Annotated in this window: 26 protein-coding genes; 13 read left to right on the forward strand and 13 right to left on the reverse strand. The window is 69.8% G+C overall.

From position 1 onward, the window contains the following. Positions 1–57: 57 nt before the first annotated feature. From MPLG2_RS09960 to MPLG2_RS09980, 5 genes are all read right to left on the reverse strand, one after another. Positions 58–1,461: a DUF5719 family protein gene (locus MPLG2_RS09960; RefSeq protein WP_105185989.1), complete on the reverse strand. Its 1,404-nt coding sequence runs from the start codon at positions 1,459–1,461 to the stop codon at positions 58–60. Continuing rightward, positions 1,458–4,298 (reverse strand): glycosyltransferase, encoded by a 2,841-nt coding sequence (locus MPLG2_RS09965; RefSeq protein ID WP_105185990.1) that lies wholly within the window; start codon positions 4,296–4,298, stop codon positions 1,458–1,460. The genes MPLG2_RS09960 and MPLG2_RS09965 overlap by 4 nt, the downstream gene beginning before the upstream one ends. 31 nt (positions 4,299–4,329) lie before the next feature. After that, complete coding sequence (locus tag MPLG2_RS09970) at positions 4,330–4,596, reverse strand: WhiB family transcriptional regulator (protein WP_105185991.1); 267 nt, start codon at positions 4,594–4,596, stop codon at positions 4,330–4,332. 90 nt (positions 4,597–4,686) lie between these two features. Further along, the gene (locus MPLG2_RS09975; RefSeq protein WP_105185992.1) at positions 4,687–5,394 is read right to left on the reverse strand and encodes a hypothetical protein; all 708 of its coding nucleotides are present in this window, start codon (positions 5,392–5,394) and stop codon (positions 4,687–4,689) included. Continuing rightward, positions 5,387–6,466, reverse strand: a complete 1,080-nt coding sequence (locus MPLG2_RS09980; RefSeq protein ID WP_105185993.1) for a mannose-1-phosphate guanylyltransferase — start codon at positions 6,464–6,466, stop codon at positions 5,387–5,389. The genes MPLG2_RS09975 and MPLG2_RS09980 overlap by 8 nt, the downstream gene beginning before the upstream one ends. A 210-nt stretch (positions 6,467–6,676) precedes the next feature. Here MPLG2_RS09980 and MPLG2_RS09985 point away from each other — a divergent pair, with 210 nt between their 5' ends. Together MPLG2_RS09985 and MPLG2_RS09990 are read left to right on the forward strand one after the other, a co-directional pair. Further along, positions 6,677–7,369 (forward strand): TIGR03089 family protein, encoded by a 693-nt coding sequence (locus MPLG2_RS09985; RefSeq protein ID WP_105185994.1) that lies wholly within the window; start codon positions 6,677–6,679, stop codon positions 7,367–7,369. Positions 7,370–7,376: 7 nt separating this feature from the next. Then, on the forward strand, positions 7,377–8,249 hold the full coding sequence (locus tag MPLG2_RS09990; protein ID WP_105185995.1) for a serine hydrolase: 873 nt from the start codon (positions 7,377–7,379) through the stop codon (positions 8,247–8,249). An 84-nt stretch (positions 8,250–8,333) separates the two neighbouring features. Here MPLG2_RS09990 and MPLG2_RS09995 read toward each other — a convergent pair whose 3' ends face one another. From MPLG2_RS09995 to MPLG2_RS10005, 3 genes are all read right to left on the reverse strand, one after another. Next, positions 8,334–9,815: an LCP family protein gene (locus MPLG2_RS09995; RefSeq protein ID WP_231935618.1), complete on the reverse strand. Its 1,482-nt coding sequence runs from the start codon at positions 9,813–9,815 to the stop codon at positions 8,334–8,336. A 177-nt stretch (positions 9,816–9,992) separates the two neighbouring features. Beyond that, positions 9,993–10,484 carry a 5-(carboxyamino)imidazole ribonucleotide mutase gene (gene purE, locus MPLG2_RS10000; RefSeq protein WP_105185996.1) on the reverse strand — a complete coding sequence of 164 codons (492 nt, stop codon included), beginning with the start codon at positions 10,482–10,484 and terminating at the stop codon, positions 9,993–9,995. Then, complete coding sequence (locus MPLG2_RS10005; RefSeq protein ID WP_269459142.1) at positions 10,484–11,638, reverse strand: 5-(carboxyamino)imidazole ribonucleotide synthase; 1,155 nt, start codon at positions 11,636–11,638, stop codon at positions 10,484–10,486. Before MPLG2_RS10005 ends, purE begins: the two co-directional genes overlap by 1 nt. A gap of 176 nt (positions 11,639–11,814) precedes the next feature. Here MPLG2_RS10005 and MPLG2_RS10010 point away from each other — a divergent pair, with 176 nt between their 5' ends. Continuing rightward, the gene (locus tag MPLG2_RS10010) at positions 11,815–12,531 is read left to right on the forward strand and encodes a Type 1 glutamine amidotransferase-like domain-containing protein (protein ID WP_105187601.1); all 717 of its coding nucleotides are present in this window, start codon (positions 11,815–11,817) and stop codon (positions 12,529–12,531) included. A gap of 57 nt (positions 12,532–12,588) precedes the next feature. On the opposite strand, the gene MPLG2_RS10015 is transcribed toward MPLG2_RS10010, so the two are convergent. Next, positions 12,589–13,029, reverse strand: coding sequence for a GtrA family protein (locus MPLG2_RS10015; RefSeq protein WP_105185997.1), 441 nt, complete (start codon positions 13,027–13,029; stop codon positions 12,589–12,591). Then, complete coding sequence (locus tag MPLG2_RS10020) at positions 13,026–13,511, reverse strand: PH domain-containing protein (RefSeq protein ID WP_105187602.1); 486 nt, start codon at positions 13,509–13,511, stop codon at positions 13,026–13,028. The genes MPLG2_RS10015 and MPLG2_RS10020 overlap by 4 nt, the downstream gene beginning before the upstream one ends. Positions 13,512–13,575: 64 nt before the next feature. On the opposite strand from MPLG2_RS10020, the gene MPLG2_RS10025 reads away from it, so the two are divergent. The 3 genes from MPLG2_RS10025 (at position 13,576) to MPLG2_RS10035 (ending at position 17,101) form a co-directional block, all read left to right on the forward strand. Continuing rightward, a complete protein-coding gene (locus tag MPLG2_RS10025; RefSeq protein WP_158681036.1) occupies positions 13,576–14,211 on the forward strand; it encodes an alpha/beta fold hydrolase in 636 nt (211 codons plus the stop codon). A gap of 359 nt (positions 14,212–14,570) precedes the next feature. Beyond that, positions 14,571–15,641 (forward strand): IS110 family RNA-guided transposase, encoded by a 1,071-nt coding sequence (locus tag MPLG2_RS10030; RefSeq protein ID WP_105185999.1) that lies wholly within the window; start codon positions 14,571–14,573, stop codon positions 15,639–15,641. A 224-nt stretch (positions 15,642–15,865) separates the two neighbouring features. Continuing rightward, complete coding sequence (locus tag MPLG2_RS10035) at positions 15,866–17,101, forward strand: MFS transporter (protein WP_105186000.1); 1,236 nt, start codon at positions 15,866–15,868, stop codon at positions 17,099–17,101. A gap of 110 nt (positions 17,102–17,211) precedes the next feature. On the opposite strand, the gene MPLG2_RS10040 is transcribed toward MPLG2_RS10035, so the two are convergent. The 3 genes from MPLG2_RS10040 to MPLG2_RS10050 all read right to left on the reverse strand — a co-directional run bounded on the left by MPLG2_RS10040 (position 17,212) and on the right by MPLG2_RS10050 (position 19,915). Continuing rightward, positions 17,212–17,748, reverse strand: coding sequence for a mycothiol transferase (locus MPLG2_RS10040; RefSeq protein WP_105186001.1), 537 nt, complete (start codon positions 17,746–17,748; stop codon positions 17,212–17,214). Between the two features lie 155 nt (positions 17,749–17,903). After that, positions 17,904–18,881 (reverse strand): DUF808 domain-containing protein, encoded by a 978-nt coding sequence (locus tag MPLG2_RS10045; RefSeq protein ID WP_105186002.1) that lies wholly within the window; start codon positions 18,879–18,881, stop codon positions 17,904–17,906. A gap of 260 nt (positions 18,882–19,141) precedes the next feature. After that, positions 19,142–19,915 (reverse strand): biotin--[acetyl-CoA-carboxylase] ligase, encoded by a 774-nt coding sequence (locus tag MPLG2_RS10050; protein ID WP_231935619.1) that lies wholly within the window; start codon positions 19,913–19,915, stop codon positions 19,142–19,144. A 92-nt stretch (positions 19,916–20,007) separates the two neighbouring features. Between MPLG2_RS10050 and MPLG2_RS10055 the strand changes: the two genes are divergently transcribed. From MPLG2_RS10055 to MPLG2_RS10085, 7 genes are all read left to right on the forward strand, one after another. Then, positions 20,008–20,784, forward strand: coding sequence for a DUF937 domain-containing protein (locus tag MPLG2_RS10055; protein ID WP_105187604.1), 777 nt, complete (start codon positions 20,008–20,010; stop codon positions 20,782–20,784). Further along, entirely contained in the window at positions 20,781–21,425 is a 645-nt protein-coding gene (locus MPLG2_RS10060; protein WP_105186003.1) for a Maf family protein, read from the forward strand. Before MPLG2_RS10055 ends, MPLG2_RS10060 begins: the two co-directional genes overlap by 4 nt. A gap of 11 nt (positions 21,426–21,436) precedes the next feature. Continuing rightward, the gene (locus tag MPLG2_RS10065; protein WP_105186004.1) at positions 21,437–22,342 is read left to right on the forward strand and encodes a decaprenyl-phosphate phosphoribosyltransferase; all 906 of its coding nucleotides are present in this window, start codon (positions 21,437–21,439) and stop codon (positions 22,340–22,342) included. Positions 22,343–22,371: 29 nt separating this feature from the next. After that, a complete protein-coding gene (locus tag MPLG2_RS10070; RefSeq protein WP_105186005.1) occupies positions 22,372–23,043 on the forward strand; it encodes an SDR family oxidoreductase in 672 nt (223 codons plus the stop codon). A 136-nt stretch (positions 23,044–23,179) separates the two neighbouring features. After that, complete coding sequence (locus tag MPLG2_RS10075) at positions 23,180–24,256, forward strand: hypothetical protein (RefSeq protein ID WP_105186006.1); 1,077 nt, start codon at positions 23,180–23,182, stop codon at positions 24,254–24,256. Positions 24,257–24,336: 80 nt separating this feature from the next. Next, entirely contained in the window at positions 24,337–24,843 is a 507-nt protein-coding gene (locus tag MPLG2_RS10080; protein ID WP_231935620.1) for a SigE family RNA polymerase sigma factor, read from the forward strand. Beyond that, positions 24,840–26,666 carry a hypothetical protein gene (locus MPLG2_RS10085; protein WP_105186007.1) on the forward strand — a complete coding sequence of 609 codons (1,827 nt, stop codon included), beginning with the start codon at positions 24,840–24,842 and terminating at the stop codon, positions 26,664–26,666. Before MPLG2_RS10080 ends, MPLG2_RS10085 begins: the two co-directional genes overlap by 4 nt. The last annotated feature ends 2 nt before the right edge of the window (positions 26,667–26,668 follow it).

Below are 26,668 nucleotides of genomic sequence, written 5' to 3' on the forward strand. Positions count from 1 at the left end.
ACCTCGCGGCGTTCTCCTCGGTCGAGAGACGACCCGTGGTGCGTCTTCCACCAGGTGCTACGAGCCGACCCGCGGGTCGTGCCTGATCGGTGGCGTGGTGGCCGCCGCCGCACCGGGCAGCACTGCCAGGGACGCGACCCCGGTCACGCCGTCGAGGTCCGACCGCACGGCCACCGACGCGTGCACCGTGCCGGGTGTCTCGGGGGTCACACCGATCAGCACGTTGCCCGCCTTGGGCAGCCGCACGGTGACGTCGGCCTGACCCGGCACCGTCACCGTGGTGTCGAGCAGGGCGGGCTGGACGAGGGTGGTGCCCGTGGCCGATTGCACGACCACCCGCACGCGGCCCGGCTCGGTGCCCCCGTTGGCCAGGTGCAGCACCGGGGCGAGCGACGCGCCCGGCGTTAGCGCCACCACGCCCGGCCCGTCGAGCGGGGCGGTGGCCACCTGGGTGGAGGTGTCGATCGCGGCCGCGCCCGCACCGTTGCTGCCGACCACGCTCGCGGTGAGCTTCTGCTCAGACGTGAGCCGTAACCCGACCGGAGCCTGCGCCAGCGCGCTACCCAGGGGCACCATGCGCGTGGTGCCGGGCGGCAGGTCGATGGTTTCGAAGCCCGGCACCGCGGTGGGTCCGTCGGCACCGAGCACCTGCAGCGTCACCGACGCGGTGCGCTCGCCGGGGTTCACCACCACCAGGTCGCGGGTGCCCCTGCCCGCCGGCAAACCGGCGATCACCACCGACGTCGCCGGGTCGGCGGTCGGCGGCAGCCAGTCGCCACCGGCCGACGAGCCGCCGCTGAGCATGCGCTGCCGCACGGCCGCGGCCACGCGTCCGGCCGAGGTGGTGACGCGCAGCGATGTGGGTTGCGGCGAGGTGAACAGCGGCCCGAGCGGCACCACCCGGCGGCTGTGGGCGGGCACGATGATGCCCCGTGAACCGGGGGCGGCGAGCCGTCCACCAACGCCGTAGACGGTGACGTCGACCGCCGCGTCCTGGGCGTCGGCGTTCATCAGCACCAGGTCGGCGGTCGCCGTGGTGGACGACAGCACCCCGGTGAACCACTGCGCCGCCCTGGGCCGCCCGCACGACATCATCGACAGGCCCCGGTCGGAGCCGGTGGGGGCCGCGGTGCGGGTGGTCGCCGAGAACGCCTTGAGTCGGGGGGCTGTGGCGACCACGGCCTCGTCGGCGGTGGTGTCGAGCACGAACGCCGCCCCGGCGCTGGTCGGGCGGTCGGGGTCGGTGATTCGCAGTGTGGTGACGTCACCGGCGGGCGACCCGGCCGCCACGGCCGTCGGGTTGGCGTCACCGGCCACGATCGGGCAGACCACGGCAACCCGGGCCCGATCGTCGTCGGGTTGGGCGAACGACACCGGCTGCTGCACGGGCACCAGCGACGCGGCGACCAGCGCCAAACCCGCTGCCGCCACCCCCCCGGTGGGCCACCAGAACCGGTTCACGACCGTCTCCTCAGCCGTGGTGCGGCCAGCACGATCAGCACCAGCAGGGTGCCGAGCTGCACCCAGGGCCAGGCCTCCGCGCCCCCGGTCAACTGCAGCCGCAGCACGCCGCTCTCGGCGCCGAGGGTGAACGCCTGCCGTCCGTCGGGTAGTGCCAGTGGGGCCAGTGGCCGTCCGTCGACGGTGGCTCGCCACCGCGCGTCCGAGGGCTGGGCGAGCACCAGTCGACGGGTGAGCGAACCGGCAGGTAGCACCTGACCATCGCCGGTCAACGTGACCCCTTCGCCGTCGATCACAGCGATCGCAGCGCCCGGCACCGGCCAGGTGGCGCCGGCGTCGTCGCCGGTGCCGACCCCCAGGCCGGGCACGTTGCCGATGGCGGTGCGCAGGTCGGGGTCGCTGCCCCGCAACCACACGTAGCCGACGCCGAGCCTGGCCAGGTCGATGCTCAACTGATCGTCTGCGCTGCCCGACAGCAACCGATTGACCACCGAGGTGGCCAGGCCGCGTTGCGGTTCGATCGTGCCGGGCAGGCCACGCTCGTCGTCACCCAGCCGCGGCAGGTCGCCTTCGAGCAGCGCCCACCTGACCTCGCCGGACGTTCTGGCGATGGCCAGGGTGCGCACCGGCGTGTTTGACGTCATGGCGACCCGCACGAAGGGCGGCAGGCTGTCGCCACTGGTGCGGCGCAGGGCCGAACCACCGTCCCACGCCCACCAGGCGGCACCGAGCCCAACGGCACCCACCACCACGACCGTCAGGCCCAGTACAGCCGCGCGCCAACCGCCCAGCGTGCGGTACCGCAGATCGGCGGCCAGCCCCGACAGGCCCTGTGCAGCGGCCCACATCAGCCCGCCGACCATCAACACCAGCCAGGCGTGTGGCTGCGGGCGCGCCTCGACACCCGGGGGCACGGTCACCACGAGTCGGCTGAGCACGACCGCCAGCACCACGCCCAGGCCGGCCACGGCGAACCCCGGCGCGGCCTCGCGGGGCCGTCGGAACAGGCCCAGAACCGCGGCCGACCAGGCCACGCCGACCACCACCGCACTCAGCCAGATCGGGGCCACGCCGGTGCCGCCCGGGTGGGCCAGCGCCAGCAACCACGGGTCGGGAGCCTCGAGCGTGGCCAGCGTCGGCGAGGCGCTGGTGAGCAGGCGCCCGGGAAACCGGGCCCAGCCGGTCAATGCCGGCCCCAGCGCCACCGCGCCGGTGACCGACACGAGCAACACCTGACCCCCACCGCGCCCGCTGCGGGCTGCTGGCAGCGCCGCCATCGTCAGCACCACCAGCGGCCACGTCAGCGGCACCTCGACCACCGCGAACGCCAGCCATAGGGCCACCGCACCCGCCGATCGCCAACTCTGATCGTCGGCCCACGCCGCCAGCGCGTGCGCCAGCAGGGGCAGCACCACCGCCCATGTGAGCACGCCCAGCCAGCCGCCGCCGTATGCGCCGCACAGCACGGGCGCAATGGCGTAGCCGATGGACGCGATCACCGCGGTCGCGCTCTCGACGCCCCGAGCGCGCAGTGTCCGCAGCGCGAGCAGCCAGGCCAGCGGCACCACGATGATGAACCCGACGGTGACCAGCCATTCCACCTGGCCGAACGTGACCAGCGCCGCCAGCGCGGTGCTGCCCAGCCACGGCGCGCCGGTCAGGGCCGGGGTGCCGGCCACCGGGTCGAGGTAGGCGTGCCACAGATCAGTCCAGGTGGCTTGGGACGGCAGCAGGCCGGCGCCGGTGAGCCGTCCGTCACCGAGCAGTTTCCAGCCGGCCACGGCCGCGAGCACGACGATCACGAACGCACCCACATCGAGCGCGGTCAGCCGACGCAGCCGGCCCTTGGCGGCGAAGTCGTCGCCGGTGAGTTCGTCCAACGAAGTGTCGGTTTCTCGGTCGGCGAGCGATTCCCACGCCTCGGTGACTGCACCGGCGGCCCGGTCGAACGCGTCGCCGACCAGCTCGCGCCGCGTGGGGGTGAGTCCGGCAAGGGTGGCCGGATCGACCTCTCGTCCGGCCAGCACGTCCTGGGCGTCGCGGTCGCGTAACCAGGCGCCGATCGCACGAAGCTCGTCACGGGCGCCGGCCGCGTCTTTGCCGAGCAGAAAGCCGAGAGCGCCGAACAGGCTGCCCACCAGCAGCCGCAGCCGGCTGAACCATGACGCTCCGGACGACGCCAGCCGCAGTTCCCACGCCCGCTGCTGCACGGGCTCGGGCGGCTTCGGCGCCACTCGGACGACCCGGGCCGCCGGCTCAGCCACCACCCGCACCCCGGCCGCGTTGGCCTGGCGGCCCAGTTCGAGCCCCGCCAGGGCGGGCGGCAACTGCGGCACGACGCCGTCCACCTGCTGCCACAGATCGCGGCGCACCAGGGCGGCGGACGCGTCCACGCCCAGCACCGCCATGGTCGAGAGTTGGCCCTGGTCGGGTTCGCCGCCCTCGACCGCGGGCACGAGCCGTCCGATCGGGGTGACGGTGAGCCCACATGACTCGATCAGGTCGACCCGGGCGCGGCGCTGCGACTGCACCATCAGGGGGCCGATCAGTCCGATGCGGTTCGACTCGACAGCGGTGCTCAGCAGCTGCCGCAACGCGTCGGGGTGGGGGCGCACCACCTCGGGGAAGAGCCACAGCCATTCACCGCTGGCCCGAGCGGCCCCGTCGCCGAGGCTGTCGGCGACGATCACCTCGCCCACGTCGATGGTCTGCTCCGCCAGCAACGGGCGAACCTCGTCGGCCACGTCGGTGAGCACGATGGCACTGACCGGGTGAGCCGCGACGTCGACGTCGGGCTCAGCGTGGTCGTGCTGCAGCCACGCCCAGGGATCGGTCACGGTGCCTTAGGCTACCGGCCCGCCGGTGGGGTCAGACCGCGCGCTTCTTCAGCTTGCGCCGCTCACGCTCGGACAGTCCGCCCCAGATTCCGAAGCGTTCGTCTTTGCTGAGCGCGTATTCGAGGCACTCGCTGCGCACCTCGCAACTGAGGCACACCCGCTTCGCCTCGCGGGTGGAGCCACCCTTCTCGGGAAAGAACGCCTCGGGATCGGTCTGAGCGCACAACGCACGCTCTTGCCAACCCAGCGCGCCTTCGTCGCCTTCTTCTTCGAACTGCAGAGCTACCAACTCATGCATGGCATTCCTCCTCGACCCGGTGCAGCCACGCTGAACTACATGGAAGAAATTACATGGGTGTGGTTACGAGAAGTCAACCCGCTGCATGTGCTATTTTTCGCCGTCCCCGCGGGGCCGCGGCCGCCATTGCCGCTCAGGGGCGATCGCCGGGCCCTCGGACGGTGGCAACTCGGCCACCGCACCCGCGTCCGGACGGGCCCCGCTGGCCGCCTCACGGGCGCTGCGCCAGGCGGTGCCGGTGGCCTGCTCTGCGCGCCACACCGGGGCGTTCTCGGGTGCTTCCGGCGCCGAACTGGCCGACGCCGCCGAGGGGGCCAGATCGAGCCGTCCCGATTTCACCCCTCGGACGAGCACCCACAACACACCGGCCGCGACGGCCTTGAGCGCGATGTCGAGCAGTCCGCCCAGAATCTCCATGATCACGCCGAAGGCGTTGGCCGAGGCGGCCAGGCCCAGCCCCAGGCAGATCAGTTGCAGCAGGGTGCCGATGCCCACCACCCAGGCCGACGTCTTCGCCAGGGTGATGGCCCGCGAGGTGGCCGGCGGAATGAACAGGCAGGCGCAGACCAGCGCCACCAGCACGATCACCAGCGACAGGTTCATGATCGACTGGCCGATCTCTTGAAAGGCCGCGAACACCTGCGTCTTCTCCCAGAACACCAGCAGGGTGAGCCGCACGATGCCCAGCACCTGGCTGGCACAGATGATGACCAGCACCGCCCAGGTGACCGGCTGCCGAATGCGCTTCAGGTTGTCGAGCATCGACCGCTTGGTGGCCTGCTCGGACGGTTCAGACATAGCTCTCCCCTGCCTCGGCCCGCACCAGGGCGACCAGTTCGCGAACCCGTTCGGCCTCGTCCACCGGCGCCACCATGGTGACCGTCGGGGTGGTGACCACGACCAGGTCGGAGCAGCCCAGCAGGCTGATCACGTGGTCGTCACCGGCGGTGTTGATGATCACGTTGCGTTCGGCGTCCAGATGCACCGACGGGCCGATCAGCGCGTTGCCGGCCGCGTCGTGGCTGAGCACCTCGGCCAGTGAGGCGTAGCCGCCCACATCGTGCCAGCGCACCGGCAGGGCCACCGCGAGCACGTGGGCGGTGCCGGCACCTGCCGAGACGGGCTCCATGATCGCGTAGTCGACGGACGTCTTGTGCAAGCTCGGAAAGATCGCCTCGAGCCGGTCGGGGTGCGCCGCCAGTTCGAGCACGGCGTTGTGGGTTGCGGGGTGCAGCGCTTCGAGCTGCTCCAAGAAGGTCGCGGCCCGCCATACGAACATGCCCGCGTTCCACCAATAGGCGCCCGAGTCGAGGTACTCGCGGGCGGTCGCCCGGTCGGGCTTCTCGCGAAACTCGAGCACCTCGTGCACCTCTGGACGGCCGGGCACGGCTGCACCGCGGTGCAGGTAGCCGTAACCGGTGTGCGGGCTGGTCGGCACCACGCCCAGGGTGACCAGCGCCTGCGCGTCACCCTCGGCCACGTCGAAGGCCTGTGCGAGCGCGTCGGTGAACACCGCCACCGGTTCGATCAACTGGTCGGCGGTCACCTGCGCGATCACCGCGTCGGGGTCGCGGGCGGCGATCACCGCGGCGGGCCAGGCCACCGCGTTCAGCGAGTCGCGGCCCTCGGGTTCGCCCAGAATGTTGGCCTCGGGCAGTTCGGGCAGCTCGGCGCGCACCTGGTCGGCGTAGGCGGCGCCGGTGCACACCAGCACCCGTTCGGGCGGCACCAGGCCGCCCAGCCGCTCGTAGGCGATGCGCAGCAACGAGCGTCCTTCGATCAGGCGCAGCAGTTGCTTGGGGGTGCCCTTGCGCGACAAGGGCCACAACCGGGTGCCCGAACCGCCGGCCATGATCACCGCGAACCGCATGGCCTGACGATATCGCCCGGCTTGCGTCTAGTCGCCGACCCCTGCTGTGTCGAACACGAGCGAGTCGCCGCTCGAGCTGGTCATCGCCGGCCGGTGGAGCGTGCGCTGGTCGAGCTCGTCGAGACCCCGGCATCTCAGGTCAGAGCTTCCGGCGTTCGCCGGAATGTCGACAGCGCTGGCCGAGCTCGACCGACGCATAGGATCTGCCGAATGGACGTTCCCGCCGCTCTCGCCGCCCTGCAGCGCCGTGCCCGCACCGAGGGCGCCGAGCCGCTGCTCACCCACTACGACCTGGCCGGCGGCGGGCGCACCGAGCTCAGCGTGGCCACCTTCGCCAACTGGGTGAACAAGACCGCGAACCTGATCGAGGACGTCGGCGCGGACGCAGGGCAGGTGGGGCTGCCGCTGGCCACCAGCCGTCCGGGGCACTGGATGACGTTGATCTGGCCGTTGGCGGCCTGGCAGCGCGAGTGCACGGTCAGCCCGTCCGCCGATCACGCCGACGTCGCGGTGGTGGGGCCGGACGACTCGCAGCCGATCGTGCCCGGCGCCACGTTCGCCTGCTCGCTGCACCCGCTCGGGCTCGGGCTGCGCGACCTGCCACCGGGTGTGCTCGACTACACCACCGAGGCGCTCGCCCAGCCCGACCGGGCCGGAACACTGCCGTCCGGGCCCAACGCGCCGGCCTGGATCGACGGCGCGACCGTGCTGTCGCACGCCGAGGTCGCCGACGTGACGCCCGTGGCCGAGCGCGTACTGGTGCGGCCGTCGGACGCCCTGGGCACGTTGCGGGCCGCTCTGATCGCGCCGCTGCTGGGCGGCGGGTCGGCGGTCGTGGTCGAGGGTGACGCCGACGACGCGCGGGTCGAGGCGGTCAGGGTGGCCGAGCGCTGCGTGGAATGATGGCGGGGTGATCGCCCCGCTTCCCTCGCCCCGTTTTTCGCGCCGCGCCGGGCTGTGCGCCCTGGGCGGCGCGCTCCTGCTGGCGGGCTGCAGCAACGCCGCCTCGGTACCCACCCCGACCGCGTCGCCCACCGGGTCGATTCGCGACCAGTTGCAGTCGGCGATCGGCACCATCGCGGCCGGGCAGGACAAGCTGGGTGTCGCCGTGCTCGACCTGCGCAGCGGCGCGAGCTGGAACCTTCGCGGCGACTGGGCGTGCCAGAGCGCGTCAATGGCCAAGCCGATGATCGTGTCGATGGCGCTGCGCAAAGCCGCCGCCGACAAGCTGCAACAGCCGTTGCCGCCCGAGCAGGACGCGCAGGCCAACAAGGCGATCAAGAACTCCGACAACGACGCGGCCGACGCGCTGTGGCCCTGGGCGGGCGCTCGGCCGGCCTATGACGCGCTCGCCAAGGACCTGAAGCTCGCCAACACCCACAGCGCCCCCCTGAAGGACTTCTGGAGCTGGACCTGGACCACGCCGTTGGATCAGTTGTCGTTCATGCACCAATTGGTGAGGGGCGACACCACGGCGCTCACCGACGCCCAGCGCAGCTATCTGCTGGGGTTGATGGGCCAGGTGCAGGACGATCAGACCTGGGGGGTCGGCTTTCCCAAGAGCGGCACCGTGCAGGTCGAGATGAAGAACGGCTGGGTGCAGTTCCAGTCCACCGACAACCTGTGGGCGGTGAACTCGATCGGGCACGTGTCGGGCGACGGCCGCGACTACCTGCTCACCATGATGGGCCGCTACCCCACCTTCGATGCGGGCAAGGCGTACTGCAACGCGATCGGCGACTGGGTGTTCCGCATTCTCGGTTCCGGCGAGCTGCAGAAGTAGCCGCACCCGCCGGTCGAGCGTGTCGAGACCGCGGTTGGACGAGACCTCGTCCACGGGGTTTCGACAAGCTCAACCAGCGACGGCTCAGCTGACGGTGCAGACGCTGTCGAGGTCGTCGGTCTGCGTCTTCGACTTGGCCGGGGTGGACGCCGCCGGGCTGGACGACCCACTCGGACTAGCCGTCGCACTGGCGGCGGGTTTGTCGGACGCGTTCTCGGACGCCTTCAGCTTGTCGGCCACGATCTGCCGAATGCGCGGGAAGTCGGGCTTCACCGGCTTGATCAGCGGCGGCGCGAAGTTGACGCTGCTGAGCGGCAGCGAACGGCCCTTGGCGGCCAGGTCGAGCAGGGTGCCGATCTGCGAGGTGGGCAGGTCGGTCGACACGATCTCTTCGCCGGCCTTGGCGATCTCTTGGAACTTGGTCAGCACGGTGGTCGGGTTGAGTTGCTTGACCATCGCGTTCAGCACGCATTTCTGCCGCGACATGCGCTCGTAGTCGGTCGAACCCTCGCGCGAGCGGGCGAACCACAACGCGTTGTAGCCGTCGAGATGCAGGTTCTTGCCCGGCCCGATGTAGCCCTTGATCGGGTACTTGCGGCCGGTGGTCAGGTCGGTGCCGCCGCCGATCGGCACCTTGCGCGCCACGTCGAGGGTGATGCCGCCGACGGCGTCGATCAGGGCCTGGAAGCCCTTGAGGTCGACCAGCGCGTAGTAGTTGATGTCGAGACCCAGAATGTTGCCGACGACCTCTTTGGTGGCCTGCACGCCGGGGTTCTTCACGCCCGGGTAGAGGTTCTTGTGGTTCATCGCCAGCGTGTACACGGCATTGAGCAGGCAGGATTGGTCTTGGCACCAGTAGCCGTTGGGGTACAGCTTCTTCAGCGGCGAGCTGTCGGGAAACGGTGCCCACTGCAGGTTGCGGGGCAGGCTGAACAGCACGGTGCGGCCGGTGTCGGCGTCGATGCTGGCCACGATCATGGTGTCGGGCCGCAGGCCTTCGCGGTCGGCGCCCGCGTCGCCGCCGAGCAGCAGCACGTTGTAGCGCCCGGCGCTGGTTTCGGCCTTGCCGCCGCCGGTGAACACGTTGCCGACCAACCGGCGCTGCGCCTCGAAGGCGTTCGAGAGCGTCCACGAGCCCCAGCCGACCGCCAGCGCGAGGGCGAAGGCGACGGCGGGCACGATCCATTTACCGGCGGTCGACATCGCGGACGGGTTGGCGATGCGCCACGCGTTGACGAACAACAGCGCCCAGCCCAGCCCGAGGGCAAGTGCCGCCCAGCGCAGCACGGTGAGCGTGATCGGGTTGGCGTACAACCCGATCGCGAACGCGCGGGTCGTCAGCAGCAGCACCACGAATACCAGGGCCAGACCGATCAGCGAGAACCAGACGCGCAGGGCCGCGCGGCCAAGGCGTTCGTTGCCGCCCACCAACTGAGCCGAACCGGGCACCACCAGCGTCATGCCCAGCAGGGTGAGCCCACGACGCAGCGCAATGCCCTGGCTGCGGGCCTGCGCCGGCGGCAGCGAACTCTGCGCCTGAGCACGAGGAGAGGTGGTGACGGTCACCGAACCAGTCTGCCGCGCACGATCAACCTGACCCGGTCGGCTCGCCGGTGACACCTATGGACGGGCAGGGGTTCGCTTTGTGCGTCTCGGTTGGGGACGGTGCCGACCGGTTCGAGATCCCGACGTCCGCCCCGGGATGAGGTTCTGCTTTCCGGCTGCGGACGCCGTTGACGCTGGTCACTGCCCGCGGACGGCGGCACCCTTCGCGCGCGCGGCATCGCGCAGCTGCGCCTGAAAGTCGACCATGGCCGCCTGCACCGCATCGTCGGCGACGCCCAGAATGCGCACCGCCAGCAGCCCCGCGTTACGGGCGTTGCCGACCGCCACCGTGGCCACCGGCACGCCGGCGGGCATCTGCACGATCGAGAGCAGAGAGTCCATGCCGTCGAGGTACTTCAGGGGCACCGGAACGCCGATCACCGGCAGCGGGGTCAGCGCGGCGAGCATGCCGGGCAGGTGCGCCGCTCCCCCGGCTCCGGCGATGACCACCTTCAGCCCGCGGGTGTGGGCGGCTCGACCCCACGCCACCATGTCTTCGGGCATGCGGTGCGCCGACACCACGTCGGCCTCGTAGGGCACGCCGAACTCAGCGCACGCGTCGGCGGCGGCCTTCATCACCGGCCAGTCCGAATCGGACCCCATCACGATGCCCACCAGCGGCTCTGCCATCACTGCCCCTCACTGTCGTCTCGGCCCATCAGGTGATCGGCGGCTGCCTGCGCCCGCGCCCGCACGTCGGCGGCGTCGTCACCGACCACGGTGACGTGACCGACCTTGCGTCCCGGCACGACGCTCTTGCCGTAGAGCTGCACCCGGGCGCGGGGCTCGGCGGCGAGCACCTCCGCCGACGCCGCCAGCAGATCGTCGCGCGCACCGCCCAGCACGTTCACCATCGCCGCCCGGGGCTGCCTCGCGTCGGTGGGCCCCAGCGGCAGGTCGGCCACGGCCCGCAGGTGGTTCTCGAACTGTGAGGTGTGCGCGCCGTCGATGCTCCAGTGCCCCGTGTTGTGCGGTCTCATGGCCAACTCGTTGACCACCACGGTGCCGTCCGCGCGTTGCATGAGTTCGACGGCGAGAATGCCGGTGACGTCCAACTCGGCCGCGATGCGCAGCGCGAGCCGTTCGATCTCGTCCGCCTGGGTGGCGCTCAGGTCGGGCGCGGGGGTGAACGTGTGGGTGCAGATGCCGTCGGTCTGCACGGTCTCGGTGACCGGGTACACCCGCTCTTCACCAGAGGGACGCCGCGCCACCAGCACACTGAGCTCACGGGTGAAGTCGATGAACTCCTCGGCGAGAATGCGCACGCCGGGCTTGAGGTCGGCGAACGGTTCGGCGGACTGCTCGGGGCCGTGCAGCTTCCACACACCCTTGCCGTCGTAGCCGCCGCGGGAGGTCTTGGCGATCACCGGCCAGCCCATGCGGTCACCGAAGGCGATCAACTCGTCGTGATCGGCAACCACGGCGAAAACCGGGCACGGCACCCCCAGGGCGCTCAGCCGTTCGCGCATCACCACCTTGTCCTGCGCGTGCACCAGCGCGTCGGGCCCCGGGTGCACACCCTTGCCGCGCTCGAGCAGCCCGCGCAGAATCGGCTGCGGCACGTGCTCGTGATCGAAGGTGATCACGTCGCAGCGCTCAGCGAAGGCGTAGACGGTCTCGGCATCGGTGTAGTCGCCCACCGTCACGTCGGCGACCACCTGGGCGGCAGAGACGTCCGGGCCCTCGGCGAGCAGTGCGATACGCACGCCGAGGGGAATGCTGGCGGCATGCATCATGCGAGCCAGTTGCCCGCCGCCGATGATGCCGATGGTTCGCACGGTCACAGGCCGAACCCTAGTGGGGCCTCACCCGGCGCACTCAACCGTTTCGCAGCGCGCGAACCTGTTCGGGGTTCGTACACCTGGGGCACCGGCAGCGGTGCCCGACGTGAATGGACGTCCGATCAGTGTGTGCTCGAAACCCCCGGTCGGGCGCGAGCCGCGGCACTACCATGAGGGCCATGACCCGGCACATCGTGGCCATGGGCGGTGGCGGCTTCTCGATGTCGCAGTTCGGCGAACCCACCGCTCTTGACCGTTACCTCGTTCACCTCACCGGCAAGGACCATCCGCTGGTCTGCTTCGCGCCCACCGCGTCGAGCGATGACCCGGCCTACATTCACAAGTTCCTCACCGCCTACGGCTCGCTCGGCGTACGCACCTCGGTGCTCACCCTCTGGACCGGTGCGGGTGAGTCGGTCGACCGGCTGGCCGAGGCCGATCTGCTGTTCGTGGGCGGCGGCAGCACGGTGAACCTGGTGGCGCTGTGGCAGGCGCACGGCGTCAGTGACATCGTTGCGCAGCGGTACGCCGAAGGTTCCCTGGTGCTGGCCGGCATCTCGGCGGGTGCGTGCTGCTGGTACCAGGGCTGCGTCACCGACAGCTTCGGCGACCTGCGCCCCTGGCGCGGCGGGCTGGGCCTGGTACGCGGCAGCTTCTGCCCCCATCTGGACGGCGAACCCGAGCGCGACCCGATCTTCACCGCCGCGGTGGCCTCGGGCGACCTGCCCGACGGCTACGCCGCCGACGACGGTGCCGGGGTGCACTACGTGGACGGCGTGCCGGCCAACTTCATTGCCGAACGGAGCGGCCAGGTGGTGTACCGGGTGCTGCCCAACGACGTGCCCGGGCCCGCGGTGATCCGCGAAGCGCAAGAGATGGTGCTGCTGGCTCCCTGACCCCTCCATGCCGTCCGACATGACGGGACGCGCGTGCAGGGGGTTCGACGAACTGGCTCAGCTCGCGGGCTTGAAGATCACCGTGCGCTGCACCACGAAGTTGACCGCCGTTGCCGTGCCCTGGGCGACCACGAACGACAGCAGCTGCGCCCAGGTCATCTTGGTCACGATCTCGGCACCCCCGGTGATCGACAGCAGCCACGGGTAGAGCACCACGAAGATGCCCACCTGCAGTACGAAGGTGATCGCATACAACGCCATCACCGCGGCGAATTTGCGGCGCGAGCCGTCGGACACGAAGGTCCAGCGGCGATTGATCAGGTAGGCGGTGGTGGTGCCGGCGATGAACGACAGCACCTTGGCCGGCGCGTACCCCAGCCCGACCGCCATCAGGGCCACGAGCAGGCCGTAGTCGACCACTGCCGAGAGTCCACCGGTGATGACGAAGCGCACCAGTTGGGTGCGCAGCGCCGGCTGCGCGGGGCTGACGGCGCTCACGCACGCACCCCGAACAACAGGTTCGAGATCGCCACGCCGACCTCTTCGACCTTGGGAACATCGGTGAGCACCACGGGCGCCTCTGCCGAGGTGGTGAAGACCAGCGACCCACAGCCGAACACGCGATCAGACAGGCTGCGTTCGTAGGCCACGTTGGTGATGCGCGCCACCGGTACGTCGTGCCCGACCTTGTTCAGAATGCCCGCGCGGGTGATCAGCCGGTGGTTGGTGAGGGTGTAGGTGGTCGTACGCCAGCGCAACAGCGGCAACACGTACGCCGGAATGGCGAACCCGACCGCCAGGGCCGTGGCCACCCAACCCGACCACGGACGCCACGACGCCGGCATCACGCCGAACAGCACCCCACCCGCCGCGGCCAGCGCCAGCAGCCACAGGGTGGGGCCGATCAGCACCTTGCCGTGCGAGCGCAGGTGCAGAAGCTCGGTCTCACCGGTTCCGAGCAACTTGGCGGGCAGTCCCATGACGTCCATTATTGCGGGCCGCCGACACCCGCACGCTTTGGGTGCGGATGGTTCGATGGGCAGCATGTCTGTGCCTCTCGTGGTGTTTCTGCACGGCCTCGGCCGAACCCCTCAGTTCTGGCAGGACCAGGTGAGCGCGCTGCCACCCGGTACCCGTGCGGTCGCGCCCTGGCTGGACGGCCTGCGCCCGGGTGGGTCCGACGGTTTCGAACTGACCCGGGCGGCCGATGCCGTACTCGGCCAACTGAACCGGTTCGGCGTCGATCAGGTGGCGCTGGTCGGGTCGGGGCTCGGGGCGTCCGTCGCAGTCGCAGCCGCGGGCCGCTCCCCCGCCGCGGTGTCGCACCTGGTGCTCACTGACCTGCTGCCGCGCACCGCGAAGCTCGCCGGCGGATTGCAGCGGCTGGCGGTGCGGGCGATGCCGACTGCGCAACTGGCCGAGGCCGGGCTCGATCGCGGCAAGATGCTGGCGATGATGAAGGCGTCCGCGAGCGTCGACCTGCGTGCGCTGCTGCCGCAGGTGACGGCGCAGACCCTGCTGCTGGGCGGTTCGGGCAATCCCGCCGGTGTCACGGCGGCCCGCGAACTGGCGGCCGGCATCGCCGGTGCCCGCGTCGAGGTGATCGGACGCGCCAGCGGCTCGGTGCCCACCGAGGCGCCACAGGAGTTCAACCAACTGCTCTACGACTTTCTCGCCTGACCCACCGGTGACGAGACCCCACGAGGGTGGGGTCTCGACAAGCTGTGAGAGTTGGTGGTGGCTGGCCTGGGGCTAGCTGGCAGGGTGGTGGGACCGGTTGTTCGTGTGCGGGTCGTGACCCTTCGACAAGCTGACCGTCCGCAATTGTGCGGGGTGTCTTGGTCGAGATCTGTCCGGCTCGTGCACGGAGAACCGGCCGACCATCCCGGCCCACTCGTTGGCCTGATAGAAGCCCGTCCCACCGCTTTGGCGGGGTGACCGATCACAGTAACGCCACGGGTGACTCTTTCCCCGGGATGGCCGCGCCGGTTCGACCGGCTCGATGCCCAACATCCCGAAAACAGGAGGCTCAGACACCGATGGCCATCGTTGCAGATACCTACACCTATGTGGTGGGTGTGGACACCCACGCCGCCACTCATCATTACGCGATCGTGGAGACCCGTAGCGGCGGCCAGATCACCCACGGGAAGTTCCCCACCCATGCCGCGGGCTTGTTGCGGGCCGTGGATTGGATCAGCCGCCGCACCAGTGTTGACGACAACCCAGCTGTCGACCAGGTGCTGATCAGCATGGAAGGCACCGGCAGTTACGGCGCCCAGGCAGCCGAGCTGCTCGCCGCACGCGGTTACCGGGTCGTCGACGCACCCGCGCCGAAACGGGCTCGTGGCAGCGGCAAGAACGACCACATCGATGCCCTGGTCGCTGCCCGCGGCGCGTTACCCAAGGACAGCGAACGGCTCGCCGACCGACGCGCCGGCCATACCCGTGCCGCGCTGCAGATCCTGCTCACCGCCCGCGACAGCATGCGACGCGACCGGACCCGTTCCAAGAACCAGCTCACCGCGCTGCTACGCACCCACAACCTCGACATCGATGCCCGCAAGGGAATCAACAAGGTCCACATCAGCCTCATTGCGGGCTGGCGCAAGCGGCCCACCGACACCACCCTGGCCCGGATCGCCCGCACCGAAGCGCACCGCCTCGCCACCCGCATCCACACCCTGGACGCCGACCTCGACAGCAACGAGAAAGCCATCAACGCCCTCGTGCGTGAACTCGAACCAACCCTGCTCGACCTGCCCGGCCTCGGACCCATCAACGCCGCCATTGTGCTCGCCGTCTGGTCTCACCCCGGCCGCATCCATGACGAAGCCGGCTTCGCCAAGATCGGCGGCGTCTGCCCCCTGGAGATCTCCTCGGGCAACTCCAAGGATCATCGCCTCAACCGCACCGGCGACCGACAACTCAACTCAGCCCTGAACTCCATCGCGAACACCCGCATGCGACACGACGAAACCACCAAGGCCTACGTCAAGAAACGCAAACAGCAAGGCCAAACCAAACCCCGAATCCGACGCTGCCTCAAGCGCTACATCGCCCGCCAAATCTTCCGACACCTCAACACGACCACCCTTGACAAGACATAGAAGCGTCTCGACCAACGATGCTCCACCCCAGCGCGACAGAACGCTGAAGCAGCGCGGAGTGCACTCCGTCCGGGTGAGGCGAGCTCCGCCGGGGCGGGACGGGGTGCACCCCACTGCGCGGCGACGAACGCAACCGGAGATCCCGGCGTTCGCCGGGATGACGAGTTCGGCAAGGACGGCACGACGATTCGGCACCAAACGACCGGCTGCGACAGAATGAGGGAATGCGCGCCTACCGGGAGATTCTGAGCCTTCCCGGTGCCTGGCAGTTCAGCGCCGCCGGCCTGCTGGCTCGTTCCGGCGGGGCGATGATGGGCCTGGGCATGGTGCTGATGGTGTCGGCCCTCTACGGCAGCTACGGCCTGGCCGGAGCGCTCGCGGCCTCGAACGCGGTGGCCTGGGCCCTGGGCACCGCAACGCTGTCGAACCTGGTCGATCGCTACGGCCAACGCCGGGTGATGTACCCCGCGGTCATTGTGGCGGCATCGTCGCTGGCCCTGTTGGTGATCTTCGCCATGCTGCAGTTGCCGGCTTGGACGCTGTTTCCCCCGGCCATCGTGTCGGGCGCGACGGGCGGAGCCCCCGGGGCCCTGGTGCGCGCCCGCTGGAACCACGCCACCAACGACCCCGACCACCTGCACACCGCCTATGCGCTGGAGTCGACCCTCGACGAGGTGACCTTCGTCGTGGGCCCGGTGCTGGCCACCGCGTTGTCGACCGGCGTGCATCCGGCCGCCGGGCTGATCGCTCCGGTCGTGTTGTCGCTGGTCGGAGCGCACCTGCTGTATTCGCAGCGCGCCACCGAGCCGCCCGTGCTGCCCCGCACCTACACCGACGGCGTGAAACCGCCGTTACTGCAGCGTCTGGTGCTGTTGGTGCCGGGCGTGGCGGCGGTCGTGTCGGTGAACCTGCTGATCGGGTGCGTGTTCGGCTCGATCGACGTGTCGGTGGTCGCCGCGGCGACCGAGTGGGATGTGCGTGCCGCCTCAGGCGTGGTGCTCGCCGTGTTCTCGCTCGCGTCGGGGTTGGCCGGTTTCTATTACGGCGCCCGCGGCTGGGGCTCGCCGCTGGTGTCGCGGTTTCTCTGGGGCGTGGCGGCGATGTTCGGCGCCAGCCTGCTGCTGCTGGCCGCCAACTCGGTGCTGCTGCTGAGCGTGGCCGGCGTACTCGTCGGCGTCACGATCGCGCCCACCCTCATCAACGGCAACTCGCTCATCGGACGCCTGGTGACCCGCGACCGGCTCACCGAAGGACTGGCGTGGATGGGCACCGGCATCGGTATCGGGGTGGCCATCGGCTCCAGCATCTCGGGCCAGGTGATCGACGCCGGCGGCTACCACGGCGGGTTCATGGTGGTGGCCGGCTTCGCCGGCCTTGCCGCCGTCATCGCGCTGGTCGGACGAGGCGGGCTCGGTCGCGCCGTCCGCGCACGCAGCATGGACGACGAGTCCGCGCACTGACGCAGGACGCGTCCGGCTGAGGCCTCAGACCCGGGTGGTCACCGTTCGCGGAGCTTGTTCAGACTTCTTCCCGGGGTCTCGGGAAGCTCGCCCAGCGACTTGTTCGACGTTCAGTCCTGCAGCAAACCCTTGATGTAGGCGGCCTGGCCGGCGTGCTGCGCGGCGTCGTCCACCACGCTGACCAGGCGCACCAGAGCGGTGACCGGCGGATCCCACCGCTCGTCGACCACGCGGCTCAACCCACCGGCGGGCGTGCTCTGCAACACCTCGACGGTGCGGGCGTGCACGGCGTCGTAGTAATCGGTCAACGCCGACGGCGACGACACCGTGAACCGGGCCACATCGCCGGCACTCATGCCGTAGCCGTGGGTGTCGGCCGCGTACGGCGTGCCCAGGCGTTCGGCCCACCCGTCGGCGTACACCTCAGGGGCGTCGGTGATGGCGGCGACCTGGGCGTCTTCCATGCGGCCGATGTGCCAGACGATCCAGCCGATCGAGTTGCCCGGGTGGCCTTCGGGCAGTTGCGGCTGGGTGGTCAGCAGGTCGGCATCGATGTCGTCGACCACGTTGTGCAGCAGTTCGGGAATGCGCGAGAACGATTCGAGCAGAGCGTCGACGGCGGTGGGTTCACTGGCGTTCTGGTTCACGGCGCCACCGTAGTCGCCTGCGGTGACAGGTCACCCGGGGGCAGGGCTCAGGGTTCAAGACCGCGGTGCAGCGATATCTCGACCTAACAGAGAGATTCCGGCGTCCGCCGGAATGACGGGAGCGCGAGTTCGCTGGTCGGCTCCGCAACCTGCGCTCAGTGCGCCGCGTCCGGCTCCGACTGGTGCTCGTCGCGGTGGGCCCGATGGGTGAACCGGTGTACGACCATCATCACGGCCACCACGATCGCCCCGGCGATGACGCCGATGACTGTCGACACGGCGGTGTTGAACAGCCAGGCGAGCACTTCGCCCAAGAACCCCGGCAGCGCGTGTGCGATGGCCTCTTCGCCGTGGTGCACGAGTTCGTACAGCGGGTGCCAGCCGAGGTCGTCGAGGCCGACCAGCAGAATGTGGCCGCCCACCCAGAGCATCGCGATGATGCCCACGTTCGACAATGCGACCAGCACCTTGGGCATCGCCGCCACCAGCCCGCGGCCCAGCCCGGCCAGCGCGCCCTTGCGTTCGGTGGCCAGGTGCAGGCCGATGTCGTCCATCTTCACGATGGCGGCGACCACGCCGTACACCAGCAGGGTCATGGCCAGCGCCACGATCACCAGGGTCGCCGCGCGGCTGAGCAGCGGCTCGGACGCCACCTCGTTGAGGGCGATCACCATGATTTCGGCAGACAGAATCAGGTCGGTTCGAATGGCGCCGCGGATCATCACCTTCTCGTCGGGGCCGCCGACGACCACGACCGACGGCTCGGCGTGGTGCCCGGGGCCGAACTTCTCCCACAGCTTCTCGGCGCCCTCGTAACACAGGTAGGTGCCGCCGACCATCAGAATCGGGGTGAGCAGCCAGGGCAGAAACTGGCTGAGCAGCAGGGCGGCCGGAAGAATGATCAGCAACTTGTTGCGCAGTGAACCGACGGCGATCTTCTTGATCACGGGCAGTTCGCGATCGGGGTTGAAGCCGTGCACGTAGCGCGGGGTGACCGCGGTGTCGTCGATCACCACACCGGCCGCCTTGGCACTGGCGCGGGCGGCGGCCGCGCCGACGTCGTCCAGCGAGGCCGCGGCCAGTTTGGCAATCGCCGCGATGTCGTCCAGCAGGGCGAAGAATCCACCGCTCACGCGCCGTCACTCCTTCGGATCGAACTGAATCCGCACATGCTACCGGCGGGGCGGCCCGCCAACCGCTCAGCATCTGCCCGACTGCGGCGCCACTTTCTGGTGGAAATGATCGCGCGATCGGCCACGGCTCGCCCTCGAGGCCACCTTGTGGTTGAAATAACTACCCCCCAGGGGTATCTATTTCAACCACAAAGTGGCGCTCGGGTCTACCAGCGGTTGCAGCAGCCAGCATTTCAACCACAAAGTGGCGGCGCCTCCGGTCACCGCAGGTGCACCACGTCGCCCGCGGCGAAGGCGCGTTCGCCCAGAGACGTGTGCACGAGCAGCCGACCCCACTCGTCGACACCCAGCGCGAGCCCGTCGACGCCTTGGGTGTCGGACTGCTGCACGCGCACCCGACGGCCCACCGTGCTGCACCGCTGGGCGAACCAGAACCGCAAGTCGTCGTCGTCGAGCCAGCGCCGGTAGGCCCGCTCGAGCGCCTGCAGCACCTCGCCGACCACGTCGGTGACGTCGGCCGTCGAGCCCTCCAGGGCCAGCGAGGTGGCTGTGGGCACGGGCAGTTGCTCATCGGTCAGGGTGGTGTTGATGCCCATGCCGATCACGGCGGCGTCGTCGACCCGTTCGGACAGGATCCCGCACACCTTGCGATCGTCGATCAGCACGTCGTTGGGCCACTTGACCAGCGCATCGACGCCGGCAACGACGCGTAACGCCTCGGCGACGGCGACCCCGGTGACCAGCGGTAGCCAGAGCCAGCGCTCCAAGGGCAGGTCTGTCGGTCGCAGCAGCACCGAAACGGCCACCGAGGTACCCGGCGGCGCCTCCCACCGGCGATCGAAGCGGCCGCGTCCGGTGCTTTGATGATCGGCCACCAGCACCGAACCCGAAGGCGCACCCGCTACGGCCTCGGCGGCCAGGTCGGCATTGGTCGAGCCGGTTGTGGGCAGACAGCGAACATGGGTGAACACCCGGCCGGGGCCGGTGAGAGCGCGGGTGAGTCGGGCGGCGTCCACCAGCGGTTCGTCGGGCACGATGCACAGCCTAGGGCCCTGTCGCGAGGGCCGCCTTGGTACCACAATGACCCGTGACGGCCGCCGACGACCGTCGAGACAAGGAGAGAGTGATGAGCGCAGCCGACGACATTCTGGCCGACCTGCCGCTGGACCAACTGTCCGCCCAACTCGGCACGGACCCGGCCACGGCCGAACAGGCCGTGCGCACGGCGCTGCCGGCACTGTTCGGCGGGCTGCAGGCCAACGTCACCGACAGTGCACAGGGTTCGGTGAGCCTTGCTGAGGCTCTGACGCAGCACAGCGACCCGCAGTTTCTCGACGGCGGGGTGAACCTCGACGAGGTCGACACCGGTGACGGCCAGGCCATCGTCGACCACATCTTCGCCAACTCGCCCGACCAGGTGCAGGTGCTGCGGGCCAGCTCGGTGAGCGACGGACTGCTGCAGAAACTGCTGCCGATTCTGGCGCCCATCGTGATGGCCTACATCGCCAAGAAGCTGGGCATGGGTGGTGCCGCATCGAACCAGCAACAGAGCCAAGGCAGCGGCATGGGCGACCTGCTCGGCCCGATTCTCGGCGGCCTGTTCGGCGGCTCGGGCGGCGCGGCCCCGTCAGGTTCGGGCGGGGGCGGCTTCGGCGACATCCTGGGCCAGATTCTCGCCGGTCAGGCACCGCAGGCCCAGCAGGCCCCGGTCGAGACCCACGATGACGGGCAGTGGTCGCAGCCGCCGTCCAGCACCGAGAGCGGTTCCGGGCCGTTCCAGTCGTCCGGCTCAGACGGTGGCCTCACCATGCCGACCGTCGACGAAGACCCGCGTGATTCCCGCGAGCAGCAGCAACCCCAGGGCGGGCTGGGCGACATTCTCGGCGGCCTGTTCGGCCGATGAGGGTCGTTCTCGCCTCGGCGAGCCCCGCCCGGCTCGAGGTGCTGCGCCGGGCCGGGGTGGTTGCCGAGGCGATCGTGTCGGGGGTCGACGAGGACGCCGTGAGCGCCGAGTCTGCGGCCGCGCTCACCCTGACGCTGGCCCGGCTCAAGGCGGGCACGGTGGCTGATGAGTTGGCGCCGAGTGACGAGCCGGTGCTGGTGATCGGCTGCGACTCGTTGCTCGAGTTCGACGGGCAGACGGCGGGCAAACCGGCGGACGCGTCCACGGCCGTCCACCGGTGGCGGGCGATGCGCGGCCACTCAGGGGTGCTGCACACCGGGCACCGGGTGATCGTCGCCGATGCCGAGGGTGCGCGCGCGGCCGAGGGTGTGGCCTCGACGATCGTGCATTTCGCCGACATCAGCGACACCGAGATCGACGCCTACGTGGCCACCGGCGAGCCCCTGTGGGTGGCCGGCGCGTTCACCGTGGACGGGTTGGGCGGGCCCTTCGTCGCGGGCATCGAGGGCGACCACCACAACGTCGTGGGGTTGTCGCTGCCGTTGCTGCGCACCCTGCTGCTCGAACTCGGGGTCGACTGGACGAGCCTGTGGCAGCCGACACCGGCTGATGCGACGCCGGTCACCGACCGGGTCGGCTAGCCTTTCGGACGATGTCCGAGAACGTGCTGGTTCAAGCCAAGAAGTCGCCGGTGCCCGCCTGGCTGCGGGCGATGCGCCCCAAGCAGTGGGTGAAGAACATTCTGGTGTTCGCCGCACCGGTGGCCGCCGGGGCCCTGTTCGACCCGCGGGTGCTGGTCAACACCCTGTGGGCGTTCCTGGCGTTCTCGCTGATCAGTGCTTCCATCTACCTGATCAACGACGTGCGCGACGTCGAGGCCGACCGGTTGCACCCCAAGAAGCGCTTCCGGCCGATCGCGGCCGGCGAGCTTGGCAGCACGCCGGCGATCGTGCTGGCCGCGGTGACCATGGCGGCCAGTTTCGGCATCGGCTTCTGGGTCGCGCCGTTGCTCGGCATCACGCTGGCGATCTACTGGGTGCTGCAGGTCGGCTATTCGATGTTCCTCAAGCACCAGCCGATCATCGACCTGGCGATGGTGGCGGCCGGCTTTCTGCTGCGTGCGGTGGCCGGCGGCGTGGCGTCCGGCATCGAGCTGTCGCAGTGGTTCCTGCTGGTGGCCTGTTTCGGCTCGCTGTACATGGTGGCCGGCAAGCGCTACTCAGAGATGAAGGAACTCGGCTCCGAGGCCGGCACCCGGGCCTCCCTGGAGCGGTACTCGCTCAGCTACCTGCGCTTCGTGTGGGCGATCTCATGTTCGATCGTGATCATGTCGTACAGCCTGTGGACCTTCGAGCAGGCCCGTGAAGAACAGCTCTGGGGGGTGCCCTGGACGACCATCTCGATCGTGCCGTTCACCCTGGCCCTGCTGCGCTACGCGATGGACATCGACGCGGGCAATGCGGGCGAGCCCGAGGACGTCGTGCTCAACGACCGCGTGCTGCAGGCGTTGGCGGTGCTGTGGCTGATTCCTCTGGGCGTGGGCATCTTCCTGCCCTGAGGCCCTTGCCGGGCTGACAGACTGGCTAGATGCAGACCGCCCTGATCACCGGTGCCTCGCGCGGCATCGGGCGCGCCATCGCCGAGGCGCTGGCACCCGACCACCACCTGCTGATCGGCGGACGCGACTCGGCTGCGGTCGACGCCGTCATGGCAACGTTGCCCAGTGCTGAGCCCTTCGTGTGCGAACTGACCGATGACACCGCGGTCGAGACTGCGGTGGCCGGCATGGAGTCCCTGGACGTGCTCGTGCACTCGGCGGGCGGGTCGCCGTTGGGCGCCGTCGCCGACGTGGGGCCCGAGGTGTGGCGTGACGTTCTCGCGGTAAACCTGGTGGCGCCGGCGAACCTGACCCGGCTCTTGCTTCCAGCCCTTCGCCGGGCCAGCGGTCACGTGGTGTTCATCAACTCCGGTGCCGGCCTGACCGCCAGGGCCGGCTGGAGCGCGTATGCCGCGTCCAAGTTCGGGCTGCGGGCGCTGGCCGACTCGCTGCGTGCAGAAGAGAACGGCGTGGTCAAGGTCACCTCGATCCACCCCGGTCGCACCGCGACCGACATGCAGCGCGCGGTCCGAGAGTTCGAGGGGGAATCGTTCGACCCCAAGGAGTTCCTATCGCCCGAAGCGGTCGCCGCGACCGTCCGGTTGGCCCTCGACGCGCCGGCCAACGCCTCGATCGACACCCTGACGATTCGGCCCGTCTAGCCCGCGAAACTGCACCACATTTGGTGGGCACGCACGCTTGTGAGGCGCACACGGCCTCAAAATCTGGTGCAGTTCGGCGCCCCCTGGCGCCACCGGCCCGCCTGCCGCACACTTGGCTGCGAGCGAGGGGGACGCCATGACCACACCTGTCGACACGTCGAACTGGACGAGTTGGGCTCTGCAAGACCGGCAACTCGGGTTGCCGGTGCTGGGTTTGCGACACCCGCCGGGCTGGACGGCGCAGGGCGACGTGAGTTGGAACGCCCTGAACAACGAGTCGCCCGAGCATCACTGGTACCAACTCGTCGACGGCGAACGGAACGCGATGGTTCAGGGCTGGCCACGCTTCGACTTCACCTGGCCCGGCGGTGCGCCCGGCCAGCCCAACGGGCACGGCCGGGCGTATCTGCCGCCCGAGTCACCCGACCGGCTGCTCGGCACGCTGCTGCCGCAGCTTCTCGGCCAAGGTGCCGGGCAACCCACCCGGTTCGAGGTTCAGCCGCTGCCCGACTGGGCGCAGCGCTTTCACGTTGGGCCGGAGTCGATCACACCCGGCGTTGACTACACCGGTCTCTACGCGGTGGTGGACGCCCCGGTGCAGGGGTTGCCGCGACGCTACGAGATCGTGGGGTTTCACTACTCGGTGACCAACCAGGCGGCGTTCTCGACGATCACCAACCACGGCCTGCTGGTGATGGTGCTGAGCGCGAACGCGAACGGCTACGACGACGTGCGCGCCACCCTGTGGGCGATCAACGACGGCACGCTGCCCAACCCGGCCTGGAACGCGGCGGTGAACCGGATCGGCCAGAACAACGCCGCGGCGTTCGACCAGCAGTTCGCCCAGGCTCGGTGGGCATCGTTTCAGGCCGAACAGGCCGGCATCGCCCGCGTGGGCCAGGCCGCCGCCGACCTGCGCAACACCCAGGCCGGCAATGCGCAGGCGGCGTTCAACGCGATGATGGCACCGCCACCCGCACCCGCCGGCGGGCCGGGCGTCTCGGCGCAAGAGGCGTGGCGCAACGAACTCGGTGGGGTGACCGCGGTCGAAGACCCGACCAGCAGCCAGGGCAATACTAAATACGTGTCGTCGTCGACGGCCGTCACGTGGCAGAACGAGAAGGGTGAGGTGATCGAGACCGACGACGTCAACCTCGACCCGAACGTCAATTCCAGCACCACGTGGAAGGTCGTCAGCCGATACGGCGAGTGATGGAGCATCCGAACGAAAGAACCGTCCGCCCGAGCAACCAAACGGGCGGGTCACCCGGTTGTTAGGTCGTGCAGGAAGCGATGCTGGTGGAGGTGATGGTGTCAGCGCCCGAGCAGCCAGCGAGTTTCGACGCCTTCGTCACGGCGCGCTCCGCTGCGCTCTGGCGCAGCGCCTGGCTGCTCACCGGCGACGCGCACCGAGCCGAAGACCTGGTGCAGACCGCACTTGCCAAGACCTACCCGCACTTCACCCGGGTCGGCCCAGGCTTCGAGGCCTACGTACGCACAGCGATGTTTCGCACCTACGTGTCGTGGTGGCGACGCCGCTGGACCGGTGAACTGCCCGGCGAGGTCGACACCAGGCCGTCCGCCGACCCCGACGTGGCGTTGCGCGAAGACGTTCGGCGGGCCCTGGCCGCCCTGCCGCGACAACAGCGGGCGGTGGTGGTGCTCACCTACTTCGACGATCTGAGCGGCGCGCAGGCCGCACAGGTGCTGGGCGTGAGCGTGGGCACCATCAAGAGCACCCTTTCGCGCGCCCTGGCCAAGCTGCGCACCTCTCCCCTACTCGACGGGAGCGAGCGATGAACGACGACCTGCGATCGGCCCTGCATGAGGCCGTACCCGAGCCCCCGGAGCCGTCCGGCTGGGCCGGCGCAGCGCGCGACCGGGCGAGGCGGACGGCCCGGCTGCGCGCATCCGGGGCGGGGCTGCTCGCGCTTGGGCTGGTGGCGGCGGTGCTGTGGCCGCTGTTGGGCGGCCAGGGGGGCCGCACGGCGGTGCCCGCCGGCGCGTCCGCCGCCACGTCGTCCGTCGAACCCGCACTGCCCGTCAACACAGACTGCACCGACGACCTGACCGGCGCGAAGACTCTGGCGGCCCGCGGAAATCTGAAGGTCACCCGGATGAGCCTCTGCCCGCGCAGCGACGGCCCCACCTTCACCACGCCGATCGACGCGGTGACCACGGACGGCTCGGCTCTGTACGACCAGGTGCAGGCTCTGCCGGCCGAGCGGTCGGCCGACCCCGACTGCGACCGCAAATACGAACGTCGCTACCTGCTGGTGTTCACCCTCGGCGACGGGTCCACGCAGGCGCTCGAGGCGGCGACGCCGAACGCCTGCACCAGCGAGGATCGACAGACGGCGCAACGCTGGGCCCAGTTGCTCAAGCTGGTCACGGCCGCCTGGACCACCCAGCGCACCGCGACTCCCCCCGCTGAGGTCGCGCGCGGCTGCCTGCCGTTCGACCGGCCCGGTCTGTTGGTGCCCCACACCGACGCCCTCTCGGCGGCGACGCTGTGCCAGTACGACTCGAATGAGCGCCTGCAGGCCGAGGCCCGTGCGACCAGCGAAGAACTGGCCACCTTGGCGCTCGATCTGGCGACCAACACCTCGCGGGCGAGCAACATCGACTCGCGTCTCGACGGCGCGGTGCTGACCGTGGCCGACGCGGCCGGCGACCCGATCGTGTTCTGGCGGGTCGAGGGCGACCAGTGGTTCGCGTTCATGCCCGAGGGTGAACAGCTCTTCTGGCAGCCCGGCCCCGAAGCTCTGGACGTGCTCAAGCTGCTGACCCAGCGGCTGCAGCCATTCAGCCCGTCCCCCACCGCGACTGCCCCGCCCCCAGACCCGACGCCTGACTGCGAGGGGCTCACGCCCTCACACGCTCCCGCCGAGATTCCGATTACGGCCACCAGGCTGCGGCTCTGCGCCACCGGCGAATCCACTGGGCAACTGGTGGTGCCACTGGACGCCCTCACCGGTGACGGCGTCGCCCGTGTGCTGAACGTGGTGCGCAGCCAGCCCGTGCTACCCACCTCGCGCGCGTGCCGAGCGAATCTGGGCCCCGACTTTCTGCTGGTGGCCGAGACCGACGGGCAGGCTCCGGTCGTGATGGTGCTGCAGCTCTACGGGTGCCACGTCGTAGGGCTGCAGAATCAAGAGCGCGGCGGGGCCGACGAGGCGATGAGCGTGTACCGAGCCGAAATCGCCAACCAGCGCAACGTTCAGACAGGCACGTCGGTTCGCACCGGGTCGCTATGCGGCCCGTGGAGCAGCAGCCCTGTCGCAGTGATGGCCCCAGCCCCGGCCGACCTGATCGCAGGACGGTTCTGCCGTTACGAGTCACGAGAAGCCCAGGCTAAAGAGACGGCCCTTTCGGACGACGATGCGCGTCTAGTCGCCGCCGACCTGGCGCAGCACAGCGGCAAGCCCGCCGCAGTTTCATGCCCGCTTCGCGTGCAACCGCCGCCGAAGTTGGTGCTCTACAACCGGTTCGGTGACCCACTGGTGCTCACCGGCAACTGCCTGGGGCGGTACTACTTCTCGACCGGCATTGAGGGCACCGACCGGGAGTGGACGCCTTCGCCGACGGCGACGAAGCGCTTGAACGCCCTCTTCGACCGCTGATC

It is taken from the genome of Micropruina glycogenica, from assembly GCF_900289045.1.
Lineage (GTDB): Bacteria > Actinomycetota > Actinomycetes > Propionibacteriales > Propionibacteriaceae > Micropruina > Micropruina glycogenica.

What these genes read in the sequence shown, in the direction of transcription:
- MPLG2_RS09970 (WP_105185991.1), bottom strand. Translation starts at nt 4,596, where the DNA reads ATGCATGAGTTGGTAGCTCTGCAGTTCGAAGAAGAAGGCGACGAAGGC.
- MPLG2_RS09975 (WP_105185992.1), bottom strand. Translation starts at nt 5,394, where the DNA reads ATGTCTGAACCGTCCGAGCAGGCCACCAAGCGGTCGATGCTCGACAAC.
- MPLG2_RS09980 (WP_105185993.1), bottom strand. Translation starts at nt 6,466, where the DNA reads ATGCGGTTCGCGGTGATCATGGCCGGCGGTTCGGGCACCCGGTTGTGG.
- MPLG2_RS09985 (WP_105185994.1), top strand. Translation starts at nt 6,677, where the DNA reads ATGGACGTTCCCGCCGCTCTCGCCGCCCTGCAGCGCCGTGCCCGCACC.
- purE (WP_105185996.1), bottom strand. Translation starts at nt 10,484, where the DNA reads ATGGCAGAGCCGCTGGTGGGCATCGTGATGGGGTCCGATTCGGACTGG.
- MPLG2_RS10010 (WP_105187601.1), top strand. Translation starts at nt 11,815, where the DNA reads ATGACCCGGCACATCGTGGCCATGGGCGGTGGCGGCTTCTCGATGTCG.
- MPLG2_RS10020 (WP_105187602.1), bottom strand. Translation starts at nt 13,511, where the DNA reads ATGGGACTGCCCGCCAAGTTGCTCGGAACCGGTGAGACCGAGCTTCTG.
- MPLG2_RS10025 (WP_158681036.1), top strand. Translation starts at nt 13,576, where the DNA reads ATGTCTGTGCCTCTCGTGGTGTTTCTGCACGGCCTCGGCCGAACCCCT.
- MPLG2_RS10030 (WP_105185999.1), top strand. Translation starts at nt 14,571, where the DNA reads ATGGCCATCGTTGCAGATACCTACACCTATGTGGTGGGTGTGGACACC.
- MPLG2_RS10035 (WP_105186000.1), top strand. Translation starts at nt 15,866, where the DNA reads ATGCGCGCCTACCGGGAGATTCTGAGCCTTCCCGGTGCCTGGCAGTTC.
- MPLG2_RS10055 (WP_105187604.1), top strand. Translation starts at nt 20,008, where the DNA reads ATGAGCGCAGCCGACGACATTCTGGCCGACCTGCCGCTGGACCAACTG.
- MPLG2_RS10060 (WP_105186003.1), top strand. Translation starts at nt 20,781, where the DNA reads ATGAGGGTCGTTCTCGCCTCGGCGAGCCCCGCCCGGCTCGAGGTGCTG.
- MPLG2_RS10065 (WP_105186004.1), top strand. Translation starts at nt 21,437, where the DNA reads ATGTCCGAGAACGTGCTGGTTCAAGCCAAGAAGTCGCCGGTGCCCGCC.
- MPLG2_RS10070 (WP_105186005.1), top strand. Translation starts at nt 22,372, where the DNA reads ATGCAGACCGCCCTGATCACCGGTGCCTCGCGCGGCATCGGGCGCGCC.
- MPLG2_RS10075 (WP_105186006.1), top strand. Translation starts at nt 23,180, where the DNA reads ATGACCACACCTGTCGACACGTCGAACTGGACGAGTTGGGCTCTGCAA.
- MPLG2_RS10080 (WP_231935620.1), top strand. Translation starts at nt 24,337, where the DNA reads ATGCTGGTGGAGGTGATGGTGTCAGCGCCCGAGCAGCCAGCGAGTTTC.
- MPLG2_RS10085 (WP_105186007.1), top strand. Translation starts at nt 24,840, where the DNA reads ATGAACGACGACCTGCGATCGGCCCTGCATGAGGCCGTACCCGAGCCC.